19 protein-coding genes are annotated in these 17647 nt (G+C 68.2%); 14 read left to right on the forward strand and 5 right to left on the reverse strand.

The features are described from left to right. Positions 1-18: 18 nt before the first annotated feature. The 4 genes from OGL92_RS12060 to rpmE all read right to left on the reverse strand — a co-directional run bounded on the left by OGL92_RS12060 (position 19) and on the right by rpmE (position 3850). Entirely contained in the window at positions 19-1287 is a 1269-nt protein-coding gene (locus OGL92_RS12060) for a malic enzyme-like NAD(P)-binding protein (protein WP_263143852.1), read from the reverse strand. Between the two features lie 96 nt (positions 1288-1383). Further along, the gene (locus OGL92_RS12065) at positions 1384-2814 is read right to left on the reverse strand and encodes a M48 family metalloprotease (RefSeq protein WP_263143853.1); all 1431 of its coding nucleotides are present in this window, start codon (positions 2812-2814) and stop codon (positions 1384-1386) included. After that, positions 2811-3611: a thermonuclease family protein gene (locus tag OGL92_RS12070; RefSeq protein WP_263143854.1), complete on the reverse strand. Its 801-nt coding sequence runs from the start codon at positions 3609-3611 to the stop codon at positions 2811-2813. Before OGL92_RS12070 ends, OGL92_RS12065 begins: the two co-directional genes overlap by 4 nt. Positions 3612-3637: 26 nt before the next feature. Further along, on the reverse strand, positions 3638-3850 hold the full coding sequence (rpmE, locus tag OGL92_RS12075; RefSeq protein WP_263143855.1) for a 50S ribosomal protein L31: 213 nt from the start codon (positions 3848-3850) through the stop codon (positions 3638-3640). Between the two features lie 181 nt (positions 3851-4031). Here rpmE and OGL92_RS12080 point away from each other — a divergent pair, with 181 nt between their 5' ends. From OGL92_RS12080 to OGL92_RS12110, 7 genes are all read left to right on the forward strand, one after another. Continuing rightward, entirely contained in the window at positions 4032-6251 is a 2220-nt protein-coding gene (locus OGL92_RS12080) for a primosomal protein N' (RefSeq protein ID WP_263143856.1), read from the forward strand. A gap of 91 nt (positions 6252-6342) precedes the next feature. Further along, on the forward strand, positions 6343-8085 hold the full coding sequence (gene argS, locus OGL92_RS12085; RefSeq protein WP_263143857.1) for an arginine--tRNA ligase: 1743 nt from the start codon (positions 6343-6345) through the stop codon (positions 8083-8085). Further along, on the forward strand, positions 8086-8787 hold the full coding sequence (locus OGL92_RS12090; RefSeq protein WP_263143858.1) for an SPOR domain-containing protein: 702 nt from the start codon (positions 8086-8088) through the stop codon (positions 8785-8787). A gap of 175 nt (positions 8788-8962) precedes the next feature. Further along, a complete protein-coding gene (locus tag OGL92_RS12095) occupies positions 8963-9454 on the forward strand; it encodes an anti-virulence regulator CigR family protein (RefSeq protein ID WP_263143859.1) in 492 nt (163 codons plus the stop codon). Positions 9455-9576: 122 nt separating this feature from the next. Beyond that, on the forward strand, positions 9577-10110 hold the full coding sequence (gene hslV, locus OGL92_RS12100) for an ATP-dependent protease subunit HslV (protein WP_263143860.1): 534 nt from the start codon (positions 9577-9579) through the stop codon (positions 10108-10110). A gap of 23 nt (positions 10111-10133) precedes the next feature. Then, positions 10134-11474 carry an HslU--HslV peptidase ATPase subunit gene (gene hslU / locus OGL92_RS12105; protein ID WP_263143861.1) on the forward strand — a complete coding sequence of 447 codons (1341 nt, stop codon included), beginning with the start codon at positions 10134-10136 and terminating at the stop codon, positions 11472-11474. A 62-nt stretch (positions 11475-11536) separates the two neighbouring features. Further along, the gene (locus tag OGL92_RS12110) at positions 11537-11911 is read left to right on the forward strand and encodes a DUF971 domain-containing protein (RefSeq protein WP_263143862.1); all 375 of its coding nucleotides are present in this window, start codon (positions 11537-11539) and stop codon (positions 11909-11911) included. 183 nt (positions 11912-12094) lie between these two features. Here the strand turns inward: OGL92_RS12110 and OGL92_RS12115 are convergent, their stop codons facing one another. Then, positions 12095-12877 carry a phasin family protein gene (locus tag OGL92_RS12115; protein ID WP_263143863.1) on the reverse strand — a complete coding sequence of 261 codons (783 nt, stop codon included), beginning with the start codon at positions 12875-12877 and terminating at the stop codon, positions 12095-12097. Positions 12878-13291: 414 nt separating this feature from the next. Here OGL92_RS12115 and ubiE point away from each other — a divergent pair, with 414 nt between their 5' ends. The 7 genes from ubiE to tatB all read left to right on the forward strand — a co-directional run. Beyond that, positions 13292-14062, forward strand: coding sequence for a bifunctional demethylmenaquinone methyltransferase/2-methoxy-6-polyprenyl-1,4-benzoquinol methylase UbiE (ubiE, locus tag OGL92_RS12120; RefSeq protein WP_263143864.1), 771 nt, complete (start codon positions 13292-13294; stop codon positions 14060-14062). After that, a complete protein-coding gene (locus tag OGL92_RS12125; protein ID WP_263143865.1) occupies positions 14062-14679 on the forward strand; it encodes an SCP2 sterol-binding domain-containing protein in 618 nt (205 codons plus the stop codon). Before ubiE ends, OGL92_RS12125 begins: the two co-directional genes overlap by 1 nt. Then, complete coding sequence (gene ubiB, locus OGL92_RS12130; RefSeq protein WP_263143866.1) at positions 14676-16271, forward strand: ubiquinone biosynthesis regulatory protein kinase UbiB; 1596 nt, start codon at positions 14676-14678, stop codon at positions 16269-16271. Before OGL92_RS12125 ends, ubiB begins: the two co-directional genes overlap by 4 nt. Positions 16272-16398: 127 nt before the next feature. Next, the gene (hisI, locus tag OGL92_RS12135) at positions 16399-16812 is read left to right on the forward strand and encodes a phosphoribosyl-AMP cyclohydrolase (RefSeq protein ID WP_263143867.1); all 414 of its coding nucleotides are present in this window, start codon (positions 16399-16401) and stop codon (positions 16810-16812) included. Next, the gene (locus OGL92_RS12140) at positions 16805-17143 is read left to right on the forward strand and encodes a phosphoribosyl-ATP diphosphatase (protein ID WP_263143868.1); all 339 of its coding nucleotides are present in this window, start codon (positions 16805-16807) and stop codon (positions 17141-17143) included. Before hisI ends, OGL92_RS12140 begins: the two co-directional genes overlap by 8 nt. Positions 17144-17161: 18 nt before the next feature. Further along, positions 17162-17416: a twin-arginine translocase TatA/TatE family subunit gene (locus OGL92_RS12145; RefSeq protein ID WP_263143869.1), complete on the forward strand. Its 255-nt coding sequence runs from the start codon at positions 17162-17164 to the stop codon at positions 17414-17416. A gap of 11 nt (positions 17417-17427) precedes the next feature. Continuing rightward, positions 17428-17647: Sec-independent protein translocase protein TatB (gene tatB / locus OGL92_RS12150; RefSeq protein ID WP_263143870.1), on the forward strand; the 220-nt coding region annotated here is incomplete at its 3' end.

Consider the following 17647-nt stretch of genomic DNA (forward strand, 5'->3'; position numbering starts at 1 on the left):
GGACAGACCGCGACGCGGTCAGCCGTTGAACACGTCATCCACCGATTTCAGCGGATAGTTGCTCGGATACGGCAAGGTGGCCACGCCAGTCTCGATGGCGGCCTTGGCGACCGCATCGGAGATGACCGTGATCAAACGGGCATCCATCGGCTTGGGAATGATGTACTCGCGGCCGAACTCCAGCTTGATGCCGCCATAGGCATCGCACACTTCTTGGGGCACCGGCAGCTTGGCCAGGTCGCGCAGCGCGTTGGCGGCGGCGATCTTCATTTCCTCGTTGATCCGCTTGGCCCGCACGTCCAGGGCACCGCGGAAGATGAACGGGAAACCCAGCACGTTGTTCACCTGGTTCGGATAGTCGGAACGACCGGTCGCCATGATCACATCGTCGCGAGTGGCATGGGCCAGCTCCGGCTTGATTTCCGGGTCGGGGTTCGAGCAGGCGAAGACGATGGGGTTCGGCGCCATGCGCTTGAGCCCTTCCGCGCTGAGCAGGTTGGCGCCCGAGAGACCGACGAACACGTCGGCACCGGTCAGGGCGTCGTCCAGGGTGCGCTTGTCGGTCTCGTGGGCGAACACCGCCTTGTATTGATTGAGGTCGTCGCGCCCGGAGTGGATCACCCCCTTGCGGTCGATCATGAAGATGTTCTCGACCTTGGCGCCCATGCTGATCAGCAGCTTCATGCAGGAAACGGCCGCGGCGCCAGCGCCCAGGCAGACGACCTTGGCTTCCGGCAGGCTCTTGCCGACGATTTCCAGCGCGTTGAGCATGCCGGCGGCGGTGACGATGGCGGTGCCGTGTTGATCGTCATGGAATACCGGGATGTCGCATTGTTCGATCAGGGTGCGCTCGATCTCGAAGCACTCGGGCGCCTTGATGTCTTCGAGGTTGATCCCGCCGAAGGTGATGGAGATGCGCTTCACCGTGTCGATGAAGGCCTGCGGGCTCTCGGCGTCCACCTCGATGTCGAACACGTCGATCCCGGCGAAGCGCTTGAACAGCACGCCCTTGCCTTCCATCACCGGCTTGGAGGCCAGCGGGCCCAGGTTGCCCAGGCCGAGAATCGCGGTGCCGTCGGAAATCACTGCCACCAGGTTGCCCTTGCCGGTGTACCGATAGGCCAGTTCGGGATCGCGGGCGATCTCGCGCACGGGCTCGGCTACGCCCGGGCTGTAAGCCAGCGCCAGGTCGCGCGCGGTCGCGGTCGGCTTGGTCAGCTCGACGCTGAGTTTCCCCGGACGCGGATGGGCATGGTATTCGAGAGCGGCAGTTTTCAGATCAGACATGGTGGCGATTCCGCTTTACTTATGAAGAGACGGACGGGCGAGGATACGCAAGATGCCTGACCCGGACAAGACGCCCCGCCGAGGCGGGGCGGGCGCCTAACGCAGGATTTTCAGCCATTCGCCGGGGCTCGCCTCACCGCTCGGGTAAAGGTTGTTGAGCAACCGCAGGCGCGCTTCGGCCTCGTCCGGCTGCGGATCGTCCTTGACCAGGTCGGCCATCCGCTGCACGCCCGTGGCGCGGATCAGATGCAGGCGCAGCGGCTGCGCGAGGGCCTTTTCCTGTTCTTCCAGGGGCCGGAAGCTGCGGATCACCGAGACGAACTCCTGGTCATGGCCCTCCAGCGAGCCCGAGCGCACTCCGCCGCCGAAGAAGAAGGGTCGGCCATCCTTGTAGATCACCGCTACCCGCTTCGCCGGCGTGCCGGGAAGGATCGCCATGGCGCCGCGCAGGCCGTTCTGCTCGAAACCCTCCGCCGCCAGCAGGCGCCTGCCCAGGTACTTGTACATATACTCGAGCGGCTCCAACCCACCGGGATCTTCGCCCAACTTGACGAGCATCACCGCCTGCTCGTCAGCGGAGAGGCCAAACAGGCGGCTCGCCTGGTTTTCCAGCGTCCAGCGCGGCGGAAAGGCGAGGGTGAAGCCCAGCTCGGCGTGAAAGAAACGCTGGCCGCGGCGCACCCCGGTGGCGGCGGAATCGGTCAGCGGCAACCCTTCCAGGTGCTGCAGGAACACGTCGCGGTTGATTTCCTGCTGGCCGCCGGCCAACGCCTGCGCCGGGCCGATCACCTGGTGCAGCCGGGTGTCGTTGTCCGGGTGCGTATCGAACAAGCCGTGATAGCCCACCGGGGCCACCTTGCCCTGGCGCGAGGCCTGGTCGCGGGCGAAGATTTCCTGGTTCTTGAGAATCTTCACCACCTCGATCATGGCCCGCGGGTCGTAGCCGCTGCGGGCCAGGTACTGCGCGCCGAGGCCGTCGGCCTCCAGCTCCATGTCGCGGCCATAGCCGCGGACCACGGCGTTGCCCAGGGCATTGGTCAGGTCGCCGGCCAGCCTGACCCCACTGCCGATCGCCACCGCCTGGCCGAGTATCCCCCAGGCCATGCTCTGGCTTTGCTGCCGCACGCTGTGCCGCGCGGTGACGTGCCCGACCTCATGGCCGAGCACCGCGGCCAGCTCGGCTTCCGAGTTGAGGTAGGCCAGCAGCCCGCGGTTGATATAGATGTAGCCGCCGGGCAAGGCGAAGGCATTGATCTCCGCCGAGTCCACCACACTGAAGTGATAGGCCAGGTTGCTGCGATGGCCGTAGCGCGCCACCCGCTCGCCGACCTGCTGGACGTAGGCCTGCAACGCCTCGTCGGCGTAGGGCGGGGATTGCTTGACGACCTCCTGGCTGTAGCGACGCCCCAGCTCGAGTTCCTGCTGTTCGCTCATCATCACGAAGTCGCTGCGCCCGGTCACTGGGTTGACCGCGCAGCCGGCGAGCACCGCCAGCCAGGAGAACAGCAGGAGAAGACGTCCGCTCAAGGCAGCACCTCGATCATGTCAGGATGGGAAAGCGGCAGCATCCAGCGCGCCTGCCCGCTCGGTACGTCGCCGCGCCGCGAGCGGTCTATCACCCAGCCGCGAACCTCGACGCGACGCCCCGCGAGGGATTGCGGGAAACGCCTGGAAAACCCTTTCAGCAGCGCCGATTCCACGCGCACTACCAGGGGCCCGTCAAGCTCCAGCCAGAGACCGCCGCGGTTGCGCTGCGCCCGCGCGACCCGCCCCTGCACCAGGGCGAAACCGCTCTCGACGATCCGCTGCGGGCTCAGCAGCGGCGGATCGCGCCACAGGCCGCGTGCGCCACGCCGGGCGGAGGCCTCCGCCTCGCGCTGGCAGGCCAGCAGCCGCGTGTTGGGGGCGATGGCGACGCGATAGCCGAAGCCTTCTTCGAGCAGACGCGCCTCCAGGTTCTGCCCGGTTTGGTCGTAGACGTGGGCCAGCGTCCGCCCATAGCGATCCTTGGGCTGCTCGCCGAGGCGCAGGCCGACGCGCCCATGGCTGGCCGCTACCAGCTCCGCCAGGCGCCGCCGAGCCGCCTCGGCGAACGGCTGGCTGGCGTGGCCGTGTCGACCGATTTCCGGGGCGTTGACCCCGATCAGGCGGACGCTGCGGCCATCCGCCAAGCGCAGGGTGTCGCCGTCCACCACCTGCTTGACCTCGAGCGTCCGCAGCCCGGGCTCCAGCGGGCATTGCGCCCGGGCGGCGCAAACGCCCGCCAGGGAAACGAAAAAGGCGCCCACTAGGGACGCCTTTTTCAATCGCGCGAGAAACGCCATCGGTTTTCGCGTGAGGCTTCTTCGGCTTATTTGGTGCCGAATACGCCGAAACGCTGCTTGAAGCGATCGATACGACCGCCGGTATCCAGCACTTTCTGCTTACCGGTGTAGAACGGGTGGCATTCGGAGCACACGTCCAGGCTGATGTTCTTGCCCAGAGTGGAGCGGGTCTTGATCACGTTGCCGCAGCTGCAGGTGGCGTCGATCGCGACGTAGTTCGGATGGATATCGGCTTTCATGGTATGTCCTCGTGTCTGGCGTGCCGCCACTCGACCCTATGTCAAGCACCGCACGGAAACAGGCGGCGGACTATACCCCCGGGGGCGACGGGCCGCAAGTCGCCGTCCATCGGTAACCGCCGAGGCTCGACCCGCCGGTGGCGCCTGCTAAGATCGCCGGTCGATTCCTGAGGAAGCCCGTGTGCCCGACGCCATCCTGCGCCTCGCCTTGCCCTCGCCCTTGCGCCGCCTGTTCGACTATCGCGCGCCGCCCGGCATCCCGGCGGCCGCCCTGCAACCCGGCATGCGCCTGCGGGTGCCGTTCGGCCGCCGCGAGCTGGTCGGCATCCTGGTGGAGGTCGTCGACCACAGCGAGGTGCCGGCCGACAAGCTCAAGCCGGCGCTGGAGCTGCTCGACCGCGTCTCGCCGCTGCCGGCCGCGCTGTTCCGCCTGTGCCTGTGGACGGCACAGTACTACCAGCACAGCCTGGGCGACACCCTGAGCTGGGCGTTGCCGGTGCTGCTGCGCCAGGGCGAGCCGGCCGAGGCGCGCCAGGAGCGCTTCTGGCAGGCCTGCGAGGGCGCCCGCGCCGAAGACCCGCGCCTGGCCCGCGCACCGCGCCAGCGCCAGGCGCTGAGCACCCTGGCGCAGCATCCCCACGGCGTACCGCATCACTTGCTGACCCACCTGGAGATCAACCGCGACAGCCTGAACCTGCTGCTGGAAAAAGGTCTGGTGCGCATGGAGGTGCGCCGCCATGCGCCGGCCGAGCGCCACGCCGGCTGGCTGGCCCAGGCGGAGTTGCCGCTCAACCCCGAGCAACGCGCCGCCTGCGACGCCGTGCAGTCGAGCTTCGGCGGCTTCAACGCCTTCCTGCTCGCCGGGGTGACCGGCAGCGGCAAGACCGAGGTCTACCTGCAACTGATCCATCGCACCCTCGAGGCGGGCAAGCAGGCGCTGGTGCTGATCCCGGAGATCAACCTGGGCCCGCAGACCCTGGAGCGCTTCGCCCGGCGCTTCAACGCGCGGATCGCGTTGCTGCATTCGGCGGTCAACGACCGCGACCGCCTCGACGCCTGGCTGGCCGCCCGCGACGGCGAAGCGGACATCATCATCGGCACCCGTTCGGCGCTGTTCACCCCACTGAAGAATCCCGGGCTGATCATCGTCGACGAGGAGCACGACGCCTCCTATAAACAGCAGGAAGGCCTGCGCTACCACGCCCGCGACCTGGCGCTGGTGCGCGCGCGGCAGGAAAACGTGCCGATCCTGCTCGGCTCCGCCACGCCCTCCCTGGAAAGCCTGCACAACGCCCACAACGGCCGCTATGCCCTGCTGCGCCTCACCCAGCGCGCCGGCGGCGCTCAGCAACCGCGCTTCCTGCGCCTGGACGTGAAAAGCCGGCCCCTCGATTCGGGCCTGTCGATGCCGCTGCAACAGGCCATCGCGCAGACCCTCGAAGCCGGCCAGCAAGTGCTGGTGTTCCTCAATCGCCGCGGCTTCGCCCCGACCCTGCTGTGCCACGACTGCGGCTGGATCGGCCAGTGCAACAGCTGCGACGCGCGGATGACCCTGCACCAGCGCTCCGGCGAGTTGCGCTGCCACCACTGCGGGCACGCCGAGCGACGCCCGAGCCACTGCCCGTCCTGCGGGCGCCTCGACCTGCGCCCGGTGGGCGCCGGGACCGAACGCGCCGAGGAACGCCTGGCGCTGCTCTTTCCCCAGGTGCCGGTGCTGCGCATCGACCGCGACACCACCGCGCGCAAGGACGCGATGAGCGCGCTGTTCGCCACCATCCAACGCGGCGAACCCTGCATCCTGGTGGGCACCCAGATGCTCGCCAAGGGGCATCACTTCCCCCGGGTGACCCTGGTGGCGATCCTCGACGCCGACGGCGGCCTGTTCTCCGCCGACTTCCGCGCCAGCGAGCGCATGGCGCAGTTGATCGTGCAGGTGGCCGGACGCGCGGGGCGCGCCGAGGAGCCGGGCAAGGTGATCATCCAGACTCACCTCGCCGATCACCCGCTGCTGGTGCAACTGACCGAACAGGGCTACTTCGCCTTCGCCGAACAGGCTTTGAGCGAACGCCGCGCCGCCGGCCTGCCGCCTTTCTCCCACCTCGCCCTGCTGCGCGCCGAAGCGCACAAGCCGGGCCAGGCCGAGGGCTTCCTCGACGAGGCCTGCGGCGAGGCCGAGCGCCTGATGGGCGAGGCGGAACTGGGCGGCATCGAGTTGCTCGGCCCGGTGCCGGCGCCCATGGAGAGGCGCGCCGGCCGCTACCGCGCGCAACTCTTGCTGCAAGGCAATGCCCGGGCACCGCTGCATCGCCTGTTGGCGTTGTGGTTGCCGGTGCTCGAACAGATGCCCGGCGGACGCGCGGTGCGCTGGTCCCTGGACGTCGATCCGATCGACCTGTTCTAGCCCGCCGCGGCGCCGGCGAGCCCCTCAACTTGCAGGGGGCGCCTGTGCCGCTGATAATTCCGCCCCCGTAGCCCGACCTATGCCTCTGCCCATGAAAGACGTCATCCGCCACCTGATCCAGCAAGCCCTGACCCGCCTGAGCGCCGAAGGCGTGCTGCCCGAGGGGTTGGCGCCGACGATCCAGGTGGAGAACACCAAGGACAAGACCCACGGCGACTTCGCCAGCAACATCGCCCTGATGCTGGCGAAACCGGCGGGGATGAAGCCCCGCGAGCTGGCGGAGAAACTGATCGCCGCCCTGCCGGTCGACGAGCGAGTGAGCAAGGTGGACATCGCCGGCCCCGGCTTCCTCAACTTCTTCCAGAACGGCGAGGCCCTGGCTCAGCGCCTGGAAGCCGCCCTCGCCGACCCGCACCTCGGCGTACGCAAGGCCGGCGCGGCGCAGCGCGTGGTGATCGACCTGTCCTCGCCGAACCTGGCCAAGGAAATGCACGTCGGCCACCTGCGCTCCACCATCATCGGCGACGGCGTCGGCCGCGTGCTGGAGTTCCTCGGCGACGAGGTGATCCGGCAGAACCACGTCGGCGACTGGGGTACCCAGTTCGGCATGCTGCTGGCCTACCTGGAAGAGCAACCGATCGACGCCGAAAGCGAGCTGGCGGATCTGGAAGGCTTCTACCGCGCGGCGAAGAAACGCTTCGACGAGTCCCCCGAGTTCGCCGACCGCGCGCGCCAGCTGGTGGTCGAGCTGCAAGCCGGCGACGCCGATTGCCTGCGCCTGTGGAATCGCTTCAACGACATTTCCCTGAGCCACTGCCAGAAGGTCTACGACCGCCTCAACGTCAAGCTGACCCCGGCCGACGTGAAGGGCGAAAGCGCCTACAACGACGACCTGGCCCAGGTGGTCGCCGATCTCAGGTCCCGTGGCCTGCTCACCGAGGACAAGGGTGCGCAGTGCGTGTTCCTCGACGAATTCAAGAACGCCGAAGGCCAGCCGCTGCCGGTGATCGTGCAGAAGGCCGGCGGCGGCTACCTCTATGCCACCACCGACCTGGCCGCCATGCGCTACCGCAGCCAGGTGCTCAAAGCGGACCGCGCCCTGTACTTCGTCGACCAGCGCCAGGCCCTGCACTTTCAGATGGCCTTCGAAGTGGCGCGCCGCGCCGATTTCGTCCATCCGGGGATGCGCCTGGAGCACATGGGCTTCGGCACCATGAACGGCGCCGACGGCCGCCCGTTCAAGACCCGCGACGGCGGCACGGTCAAGCTGATCGACCTGCTCGACGAGGCCGAAGAACGCGCCTACGCCCTGGTCAAGGGCAAGAACCCCGAGCTGGACGAGGTCGAGCTGCGCCACATCGCCCGCGCCGTCGGCATCGGCGCGGTGAAGTACGCCGACCTGTCCAAGCACCGCACCAGCGACTACAGCTTCAACTTCGAGCAGATGCTCAGCTTCGAGGGCAACACCGCGCCTTACCTGCTCTACGCCTACACCCGCGTCGCCAGTGTGTTCCGCAAGCTGGGCCAGGCGCTGGACGTGCCCTTGGCGGGTCACATCCGGCTGGAGGCGGAACAGGAGCAGGCCCTGGCGACCAAGCTCGCGCAGTTCGGCGAAGTGCTGAACAACGTCGCCGAAAAAGGCATGCCGCACCTGCTCTGCGCCTACCTCTACGACCTCGCCGGGCTTTTCTCCAGTTTCTATGAACACTGCCCGATTCTCGCTGCCGAACAGCAGGATCAACAGCAGAGCCGCCTGCGCCTGGCCGCCCTCACCGGGCGCACCCTCGGCCAAGGCCTGAACCTGCTCGGCCTGGAAACCCTGGAGCGCATGTAAGTGGCAGCGAAGAAAAAAGCCCCTCCGAAGCGCGGCGCCAGCCGCTACCAGGCGCCGGCGAAAAAGCCGATGCCGGGCTGGCTGTGGCTGGCTTGCGGGCTGGTGATCGGCGCCTTCGTGGTGTTCCTGATGAAGCTGGAACCCGGCCGTAACGAGGTCAAGCGGGAGAAGCCCGAGCAGGCCCAGCGCCCCGGCACGACCGCACAGCCCACCAAGCCGACGACTCCGCCTCCGCCGGCCAGCCAGGAGCCGGTGAAGCCCAAGTACGACTTCTACACCCTGCTGCCGGAATCGGAAGTCATCGTCCCGCCGGACGCGCTTCCGCAGACCCCGCCGGACAAACCCCAGGCCCCGGTCACCCCGGAGCAGGCGGCGAAGATCGACACCGCCCGCGCCGAGGCCGCCCTCGCCGGGCAGACCCCGCCACCCCCGCCGCCGGTGCTGGCCAAGGCACCGGTCAGCACCCAGTTCTTCCTCCAGGCCGGCTCCTTCCGCAAGCAGGCCGATGCCGAGAAGGTTCGCGCGCAGATCATCCTGCTCGGGCAGAACGTCCAGGTGGAATCGGGCACGGTGCGCGAGGAAACCTGGTACCGCGTCCTGGTCGGTCCCTTCGCCAGCCGCGATCAATTGACGGTGGCGCAGAAACAGCTCGCCGGCAGCGGGTTCAGCAACCTGCTCCTGCAACAGCGGCAGAACCGCTGACCCCTGGGCGCGAGGCGACACGCATCCTGTCGCCTCGCGTATCCGCAATCGCCTCTTCCTGCTGCCGCCAGGGTAAAGATCCGGATACAAAGGAATTCCTCGCCGGGGCCCGCCACTAAGGCCAGGCAGGGGCGACGCCTTCGCGCGCCCGGTTCCGCGATTCCAAGGGGTAGCCATGCGTCCGATCCACCGTTCCACCACCTGCCTGTGCGCTCTGTTCTATCTGTACGGCTCGCTGGCCCTGGCCGCGCCCGGGCCGGGTAACGACAGAGGTCCGCGCGATCCCCAGGGGCAGCCGCACGGCGCGTCCCAAGCCCCCGGTACTCCGCAAAACGGTCAGAACGGTCGATATGGTGGTGCGCCGCCCAGGGGTGCGGACAATGGAGCGAACGGCCGGCGCGAGGCGCCACCCATGGACTTCGACCAGGCGCGCCGGGACATCCGCGAGCACCGCGACGAGATCGGTAGGGGTCCCGCCGTGCAGCATGTCGCCATCGTCAAGGGTCGCCCGCTGCCCCAGGGCTACGGCAAGCGCCTGCCGCCGCCGTTGCTGGACCGACTGCCGCACTACGAGGGCTACGAATGGCGCCGGGTCGGCAGCGACATGATCCTGGTCGCGCTGACCACCGGCATCGTCTATGAAATCCTCTCCGGCGTGCTCGACTGAGCCGCCCCGCCGGCCCGTCGTCGCAACGGGCCGGCCTGAGGCTTCCGCTTGAAGCCCGCCGTTCGCGCCCCCATATGATCTCCACTTGGGCAATAACGCCTCGCTGCGTGGAGATTCTCCCCTTGACCACCATCGTTTCAGTCCGCCGTCACGGCAAAGTCGTCATGGGCGGCGACGGCCAGGTCTCCCTGGGCAACACCGTGATGAAAGGCAATGCGCGCAAGGTTCGCCACCTCTATCACGGCCAGGTGTTGGCCGGGTTCGCCGGCGCCACCGCGGACGCCTTCACCCTGTTCGAGCGTTTCGAAGGACAACTGGAGAAACACCAGGGCCACCTGGTCCGCGCCGCCGTCGAGCTGGCCAAGGACTGGCGCACCGACCGCTCCCTGAGTCGCCTGGAAGCCATGCTGGCGGTGGCCAACAAGGACGCCTCGCTGATCATCACCGGCAACGGCGACGTGGTCGAACCCGAGCAGGGTCTGATCGCCATGGGTTCCGGCGGCGGTTTCGCCCAGGCCGCGGCCATGGCGCTGTTGCAGCACACCGAGGCGCTGTCCGCCCGCGAAGTCGCCGAGACCGCGCTGAAGATCGCCGGCTCCATCTGCGTCTTCACCAACCAGAACCTGACCATCGAGGAGCTGGACTCCGCCATCTGAGGTCCAGCCCCGGAGCATTCCGCATGTCCATGACCCCCCGCGAGATCGTCCACGAACTCAACCGCCACATCGTCGGCCAGGACGATGCCAAGCGCGCCGTCGCCATCGCCCTGCGCAACCGTTGGCGGCGCATGCAACTGCCCGCCGAGCTGCGCGCCGAGGTGACGCCGAAGAACATCCTGATGATCGGCCCCACCGGCGTCGGCAAGACCGAGATCGCCCGGCGCCTGGCGAAGCTGGCCAACGCGCCCTTCATCAAGGTGGAAGCGACCAAGTTCACCGAGGTGGGCTACGTCGGCCGCGACGTCGAGTCGATCATCCGCGACCTCGCCGACGCGGCGATCAAGCTGTTCCGCGAGCAGGAAATGATCCGCGTGCGCCACCGCGCCGAGGACGCCGCCGAGGAACGCATCCTCGATGCACTGCTGCCGCCGCCGCGTCTCGGCTTCAACGAAGACCCGGCCCCGAGCCAGGACTCCAACACCCGCCAGCTGTTCCGCAAACGCCTGCGCGAGGGCCAGCTGGACGACAAGGAAATCGACATCGAAGTGGCCGAGCAGCCGGCCGGCATCGAGATCATGACCCCGCCGGGCATGGAAGAGATGACCAGCCAGTTGCAGAGCCTCTTCGCCAACATGGGCAAGGGCAAGAAGAAAGCTCGCAAGCTCAAGGTCAAGGACGCGCTCAAGCTGGTTCGCGACGAGGAAGCGGGCCGCCTGGTCAACGAGGAGGAGCTCAAGGCCAAGGCCCTCGAAGCGGTGGAACAGCACGGCATCGTCTTCATCGACGAGATCGACAAGGTCGCCAAGCGCGGCAACGTCGGCGGCGCCGACGTGTCCCGCGAGGGCGTGCAACGGGACCTGCTGCCGCTGATCGAGGGCTGCACGGTGAACACCAAGCTGGGCATGGTGAAGACCGACCATATCCTGTTCATCGCCTCCGGTGCCTTCCATCTGTCCAAGCCCAGCGACCTGGTCCCGGAGCTCCAAGGCCGCCTGCCGATCCGCGTGGAACTCAAGGCGTTGTCGCCGGAAGACTTCGAGCGCATCCTCACCGAACCCCACGCCTCGCTCACCGAGCAGTATCGCGAGCTGCTGAAGACCGAAGGGCTGAACATCGCCTTCGCCGAGGACGGCATCAAGCGGCTGGCGGAGATCGCCTGGCAGGTCAACGAGAAGACCGAGAACATCGGTGCGCGGCGCCTGCACACCCTGCTGGAGCGCTTGCTGGAAGAGGTCTCCTTCAGCGCGGCCGACCTGGCCAGCCAGCACACCGAGGCGCCCATCCATATCGATGCCGCCTACGTGAACAGCCACCTCGGCGAACTGGCCGAGAACGAAGACCTGTCCAAATACATTCTTTAACGTTCGACCGAGCGGTCCCGGCAGCGGGGCCGCAACGGGTTCCAGGCCGAAGGAGCAGCGTCATGCGGGTGCCCACATCCATCGAGCTGCACAAGGCGTCCAAGACCCTGACCCTCGGTTACGGCGCCCACGAGCGCTACAGCCTGTCCGCCGAGTTCCTCCGGGTCCATTCGCCCTCCGCCGAGGTGCAGGGCCACGGCAAGCCGATCCTCCAGTACGGCAAGCTGTACGTCGGCCTGAGCGCCCTGGAGCCGGCGGGCAACTACGCCCTGAAGCTGACTTTCGACGACGGCCACGACAGCGGGCTGTTCACCTGGGATTACCTCTACGAACTCTGCGTGCGCCAGGATGAGCTGTGGGCCGACTACCTCGACCAGCTCGCCGCCGCCGGCCGCTCCCGCGACCCGCACGAATCGCCGGTCCGGCTGATGCTCTGAGCATCGAGCCCCGCGTCTGTCATTCGCCTTCCTGGACATGACGCCGGCCCGTTGCTCGGCGTGATGCCGAGGGCGGGCGAGCCTTCGCACCACGTGCCGCTGGAGCGGCCTAGGGCCTTTTCGATCCTGCGCGATGGCCTCGAACCCGGCGAAACGCCCGGCCGATGCCGGGCGTGGCACCGATCAGGACGACGCCGAAGGCGTGGCGGCCGGGCCGGCGGAAGGTTCGGGCGTAGCGGCGGAAGTGCCGGCCTTGGTGGCCTTGGGCACCGCCGGTTTCCTCGGCGCCGGGCGCTTCGCCGCCGAGGCCGTGGAGGTCGACGTAGAGGCGTCGCTCGCCTTGGGCGAAGCGCGCTTGGCGGTGCCGGCGGTGGATGGGGTTTTCGCTGCCGTGCCCGGCTTGGTCGGCACGGCCTTGGCGACGGGCGCCGCAGCCTTGGCGTTCGACTCGGCCGCGGGTTTCGCCGGCGAACGCTTGGGCTTGGCAGGCGCTGCACCGCTCGCCGGAACGGCCTTGGCACGGCTACGGCCCGGCGCGCCGGCCGCCGCGGGAGCCGTGGCCGTGCCGGCGAGGCTTTGCAGTTGCCGGGCCAACCGGTCCACCTGCTCCTGCAGGGCCTTGACGTCGTTCCGGCTCGGTACGCCGAGGCGGGAAATGGCGCTGTTGAGGCGCTTGTCGAAGGCCTCTTCCAGCTCGTTCCACTTGCCCAGGGCCTTGTCCTTGATGCCCTCGCCGCGCCCCTTGGCGGCGCCCGGCTTGCCCGGCCCGGCGGATTTCCCGGTGCCCGTCTGGGCCTGTTTCTCGAATTTCTCGCCCTCTTTCACCAACGCGTCGAACGCCTTGGAGCCCTCTTTGAGGACCTTGGAGTAGGCGCCCAGGCCTGCCAGCCAAATCCGTTGCGACTGCTTTTCGACGTCGCCCGGCAGGGCATCGCTTTCTTTCTCGACCTTTTTCTTGCCAGCCATCCTGCTCTCCTTGAGTGATGCGCGCGAAGTGCTCAGCTCAACCAGCGTAGCAGAGGCTTGCGGAGCGTCCCGCCCGGGGATCGCCGCGCGATCGGCCGGTTTCGCAGCGCGTCGAGGCAGGCATGCCTCCGGGCTTGCGGCGGCGCATCGCCGTCGTGCCCGCCTCGACCGAGCCCCCATGGGATCGCCGGTCATCGCGCCCTCAGGCCTGGCGCCGGCGGGCATCCCGGCGCCGGACCCGCAGCGAAACACCGCACGCCGCCACGCCCGCGGCCCCCGTGCGGCATTCGGTCACGGCGCCTCGCCCGCCCGGCCATCCGCGCCGTTCGCGTCCGCCGCGCGACGCGCGGGCGGAAGCCGAGCGCGCGGTTTTCGGTTTAGAATGGCGCGCGATCTTTATCCGGTGAGAGCGACATGAGCGATCCGCGCAAGGCCCCCGAACACGAACCCACGACCCATTTCGGCTACCAGAACGTGCCGGAGAGCCAGAAGGCGGAAAAAGTGGCCGAGGTGTTCCACTCGGTGGCCGCCAAGTACGACCTGATGAACGATCTGATGTCCGGCGGCATCCACCGCCTGTGGAAGCGCTTCACCCTGGAGCTGTCCGGCGTACGCCCCGGCAACCGGGTGCTGGACATCGCCGGCGGCACCGGCGACCTCACCCGCCAGTTCTCCCGCCTGGTCGGGCCCAAGGGCGAAGTGGTGCTGGCCGACATCAACGCCTCGATGCTGAAGGTCGGTCGCGACCGCCTGCTGGACAAGGGCGTCGCCGGCAACGTCGCCTTCGTCCAGGCCGACGCGGAAAAGCTGCCCTTCCCGAGCAATCATTTCGACGTGGTCACCATCGCCTTCGGCCTGCGCAACGTGACCCACAAGGAAGACGCGCTGCGTTCCATGCTGCGGGTGCTCAAGCCCGGCGGGCGCCTGCTGGTGCTGGAATTCTCCAAGCCCACCAGCAGCTTGCTGAACAAGGCCTACGACGCCTACTCCTTCACCCTGCTGCCGCTGATGGGCAAGCTGATCACCCGCGACGCGGACAGCTACCGCTACCTCGCCGAGTCGATCCGCATGCACCCGGACCAGGACACCCTGAAAGCGATGATGATCGACGCCGGCTTCGAGCGGGTCACCTACCACAACATGACCGGCGGCATCGTCGCCCTGCACCGCGGTATCAAGCCCTGATGCTGCGCCAGGCGCTGCTCGCCGGGCTCGAGCTCGGCCTCAATCGGGTGCTGGCGCTGGACGCCACGGCGCTGCCACGGCTCGGCCGGCTCGCCGGGCAGGTGATCGAGATCGATTGCCGGGCGCCCGCCCTGCGCCTTTTCATCCTGCCCGGCGAGGACGGCCTGCGCCTCGCCAGCCATTGGGAAGCGCCGGCGGATTGCGTGCTGCGCGCGCCGGCATCGAGCCTGGCGCGGCTGGCCCTGGCCCGGGACAAGGTGGCCGTGCTGCACGCGCCGGAGGTGGAGATGGAGGGCGACAGCGCCGCGCTGCTCGACCTCACCGCGATCCTCCAGGACCTGGAGCTGGACTGGGAATACGAGCTGTCGCGCTGGCTCGGCCCGGTCGGCAGCGGCCTGCTCGGCAGCCACCTGCGCAGCCGGGCCCAGTGGACCGCGCAGAGCCTGGACAGCCTGAGGGACAACCTCGCCGACTACCTCAGCGAGGAGTCGCGCACCCTGGTCGGCCGGCGCGAGGTGGAGACCCGCTTCGCCGAGCTGGACGACCTCAAGCTCGCCCTCGACCGCCTCGATGCGCGCGTCGAGCGGCTGGCCCAGCGGACGAACCCCACCGAATGAAGCTGCTCGCCGTCCGCCGTCTGCTGCGCATCCAGAGTGTCGTGATCCGTTATCGCCTCGACGACCTGATCTTCGAGGACCTGCCGCTGCTGCCCTGGTGGCTGCGCGCCCTGCGCTTCCTGTTGCCCTGGCGCTGGCTGCCGCGGCGTCCGCTGGCGCTGACCCGCGGCGCGCGCCTGCGCCTGGCGCTGGAAGACCTGGGGCCGATCTTCATCAAGTTCGGGCAGATCCTGTCCACCCGCCGCGACCTGCTGCCGGACGACATCGCCTGCGAGCTGGCCTTCCTCCAGGACAAGGTGCCGCCCTTCGATTCCGACCTGGCGGTGGCGCTGATCGAGGAGCAGCTCGGCGTTTCCATCGCCCAAGCGTTTTCCCGCTTCGACCGCCAGCCGCTGGCCTCGGCCTCGGTGGCCCAGGTCCATGCCGCGCAGTTGAAGACCGGCGAGGACGTGGTGGTAAAGGTGGTGCGACCGAACCTCAAGCCGGTGATCCGCCAGGACATCGCCTGGCTGTTCGTCATCGCCCGCCTCGCCGAGCGGCTGTCCAGCGAGGCGCGCCGCCTGCATCCGGTGGAGGTGGTCAGCGACTACGAGAAGATCATCTACGACGAGCTCGACCTGCTGCGCGAGGCGGCCAACGCCAGCCAGTTGCGTCGCAACTTCGAGGGCTCGTCCCTGCTCTACGTGCCCCAGGTGTACTGGGACTGGTGCCGCCCGCGGGTGCTGGTGATGGAGCGGATCTACGGCATCCCGGTGACCGACCTCGCCGCCCTCGCCGACCAGCGCACCGACATGAAGCTGCTGGCCGAGCGCGGCGTGGAAATCTTCTTCACCCAGGTGTTCCGCGACAGTTTCTTCCACGCCGACATGCACCCCGGCAACATCTTCGTCAGCACCCGCCAGCCCTGGAGCCCGCAGTACATCGCGATCGACTGCGGCATCGTCGGCAGCCTCACCCCCGAGGACCAGGACTACCTGGCGCGCAACCTGATGGCCTTCTTCAAGCGCGACTACCGCAAGGTCGCGCAGTTGCACATCGACTCCGGCTGGGTGCCGGCGGAGACCAAGGTCAACGACTTCGAGGCGGCGATCCGCACGGTCTGCGAGCCGATCTTCGAGAAGCCGCTCAAGGACATCTCCTTCGGGCAGTTGCTGCTGCGCCTGTTCCAGACCGCGCGCCGCTTCAACATGGAGATCCAGCCGCAACTGGTGCTGCTGCAGAAGACCCTGCTGAACATCGAGGGGCTCGGCCGCCAGCTCTATCCCGACCTCGACCTGTGGAGCACCGGCCAGCCGTACCTGGAACGCTGGATGCGCGAGCGGGTCAGCCCCAGACGCCTGTTGCAGGACCTGAAGGCGCAGGTGGAGCAGGTGCCGCACCTCGCCGGGATGACCCGCGACCTGCTCGAACGGTTGTCCCAGCCCCACGCCCATGACCCGCCGCCGCCCTGGCACCGGCGCGACGAACGCGTGCTGCGGGCGATCGGCTCGCTGCTGCTGATCGCCGCCGGCAGCTTGCTGCTCACCGCTCCGGCGGCCTGGCCGGCCTGGCTGATGGGCGCCACGGGGTTCTACCTCGTCGTGCGCCGATAGCCAGTCGCGGCCCCGGCTGGCACACTAACCGGCCGAATCGCCAGGCACGGACGCCGACGCCATGGCGAGGCACCAGGACGGCGCGGCCCCACCCGATTGAGAAGCCCGCACGGGCGGACGAGCGACGATGAACGATTGGCTGGACGAGATTAACTGGAACGCCGACGGCCTGGTGCCGGCGATCGCCCAGGACCACGAGACCGGGCGCATCCTGATGATGGCCTGGATGAACCGCGAGGCGCTGGCCCTGACCGCCGCCGAGCAGCGCGCGATCTACTGGTCGCGCTCGCGCGGCAAGCTGTGGCGCAAGGGCGAGGATTCCGGGCACGTGCAGAAGCTGCACGAGCTGCGCCTGGACTGCGACGCCGACGTGATCCTGCTGTCGGTCGAGCAACTCGGCGGCATCGCCTGCCACACCGGGCGCGAAAGCTGCTTCTACCGGGTCTACCGCGAGGGCGCCTGGCAGACCCTCGACCCCGTGCTGAAGGACCCGTCCGCCATCTACGCGTCCCATGACGCGGAGGGACCAGCCGATGAATGACACCCTGAGCCGGGTCGCCGAGGTACTGGAGGCGCGCAAGGGCGCGGCGCCGGAAAGCTCCTACGTGGCCAGCCTGTATCACAAGGGCCTGAACAAGATTCTGGAGAAGGTCGGCGAAGAGTCGGTGGAAACCATCCTCGCCGCCAAGGACGCCGCCGCCAGCGGCGACTACGACGCCCTGATCTACGAAACCGCCGACCTCTGGTTCCACAGCCTGGTCATGCTCGCCGCCCTCGGCCAGCACCCCCAGGCCGTGCTGGACGAACTGGAGCGGCGCTTCGGCCTGTCCGGGCACGCCGAGAAGGCGTCCCGCGGCGGCTCAAACCAATGACATTCGAGGAGTGACGGCATGGGTATTTTCGACTGGAAACACTGGCTGATCCTGCTGGTGGTGGTGGTCCTGGTGTTCGGCACCAAGAAACTGAAGAACTTCGGTTCCGACCTCGGCGAATCCATCAAGGGGTTCCGCAAGGCGATGAACAGCGAAGAGGACGAGGTGAAGCCGCAGCCGCCGGTCACCCCGCCGCCCAGCCAGCCGCTGAACCCACCCCACACCCTCGACGCGCAGGCGCATCAGGTCGACGAACCCGTCCGCCGCGACTGAAGGTCAGCATCATGTTCGGTATCAGCTTCAGCGAGTTGCTCCTGATCGCCCTGGTGGCCCTGCTGGTCCTCGGCCCCGAGCGCCTGCCCGGCGCCGCGCGCACCGCCGGTCTCTGGGTCGGGCGCCTCAAGCGCAGCTTCAACGCGATCAGGCAGGAAGTGGAGCGTGAGCTGGGCGCCGACGAGATTCGCCGGCAACTGCACAACGAACAGATCCTCGCCCTCGAGCGGG

Origin of the sequence: Pseudomonas sp. RIT-PI-AD (assembly GCF_025642785.1) — a bacterium.
Taxonomy (GTDB): domain Bacteria; phylum Pseudomonadota; class Gammaproteobacteria; order Pseudomonadales; family Pseudomonadaceae; genus Pseudomonas_T.

Bases quoted from the DNA above. Each gene is read 5' to 3' on its own strand.
- OGL92_RS12060 (WP_263143852.1), bottom strand. From the start codon at position 1,287: ATGTCTGATCTGAAAACTGCCGCTCTCGAATACCATGCCCATCCGCGT.
- OGL92_RS12070 (WP_263143854.1), bottom strand. From the start codon at position 3,611: ATGGCGTTTCTCGCGCGATTGAAAAAGGCGTCCCTAGTGGGCGCCTTT.
- rpmE (WP_263143855.1), bottom strand. From the start codon at position 3,850: ATGAAAGCCGATATCCATCCGAACTACGTCGCGATCGACGCCACCTGC.
- argS (WP_263143857.1), top strand. From the start codon at position 6,343: ATGAAAGACGTCATCCGCCACCTGATCCAGCAAGCCCTGACCCGCCTG.
- OGL92_RS12095 (WP_263143859.1), top strand. From the start codon at position 8,963: ATGCGTCCGATCCACCGTTCCACCACCTGCCTGTGCGCTCTGTTCTAT.
- hslU (WP_263143861.1), top strand. From the start codon at position 10,134: ATGTCCATGACCCCCCGCGAGATCGTCCACGAACTCAACCGCCACATC.
- OGL92_RS12110 (WP_263143862.1), top strand. From the start codon at position 11,537: ATGCGGGTGCCCACATCCATCGAGCTGCACAAGGCGTCCAAGACCCTG.
- OGL92_RS12115 (WP_263143863.1), bottom strand. From the start codon at position 12,877: ATGGCTGGCAAGAAAAAGGTCGAGAAAGAAAGCGATGCCCTGCCGGGC.
- ubiE (WP_263143864.1), top strand. From the start codon at position 13,292: ATGAGCGATCCGCGCAAGGCCCCCGAACACGAACCCACGACCCATTTC.
- OGL92_RS12125 (WP_263143865.1), top strand. From the start codon at position 14,062: ATGCTGCGCCAGGCGCTGCTCGCCGGGCTCGAGCTCGGCCTCAATCGG.
- ubiB (WP_263143866.1), top strand. From the start codon at position 14,676: ATGAAGCTGCTCGCCGTCCGCCGTCTGCTGCGCATCCAGAGTGTCGTG.
- hisI (WP_263143867.1), top strand. From the start codon at position 16,399: ATGAACGATTGGCTGGACGAGATTAACTGGAACGCCGACGGCCTGGTG.
- OGL92_RS12140 (WP_263143868.1), top strand. From the start codon at position 16,805: ATGAATGACACCCTGAGCCGGGTCGCCGAGGTACTGGAGGCGCGCAAG.
- OGL92_RS12145 (WP_263143869.1), top strand. From the start codon at position 17,162: ATGGGTATTTTCGACTGGAAACACTGGCTGATCCTGCTGGTGGTGGTG.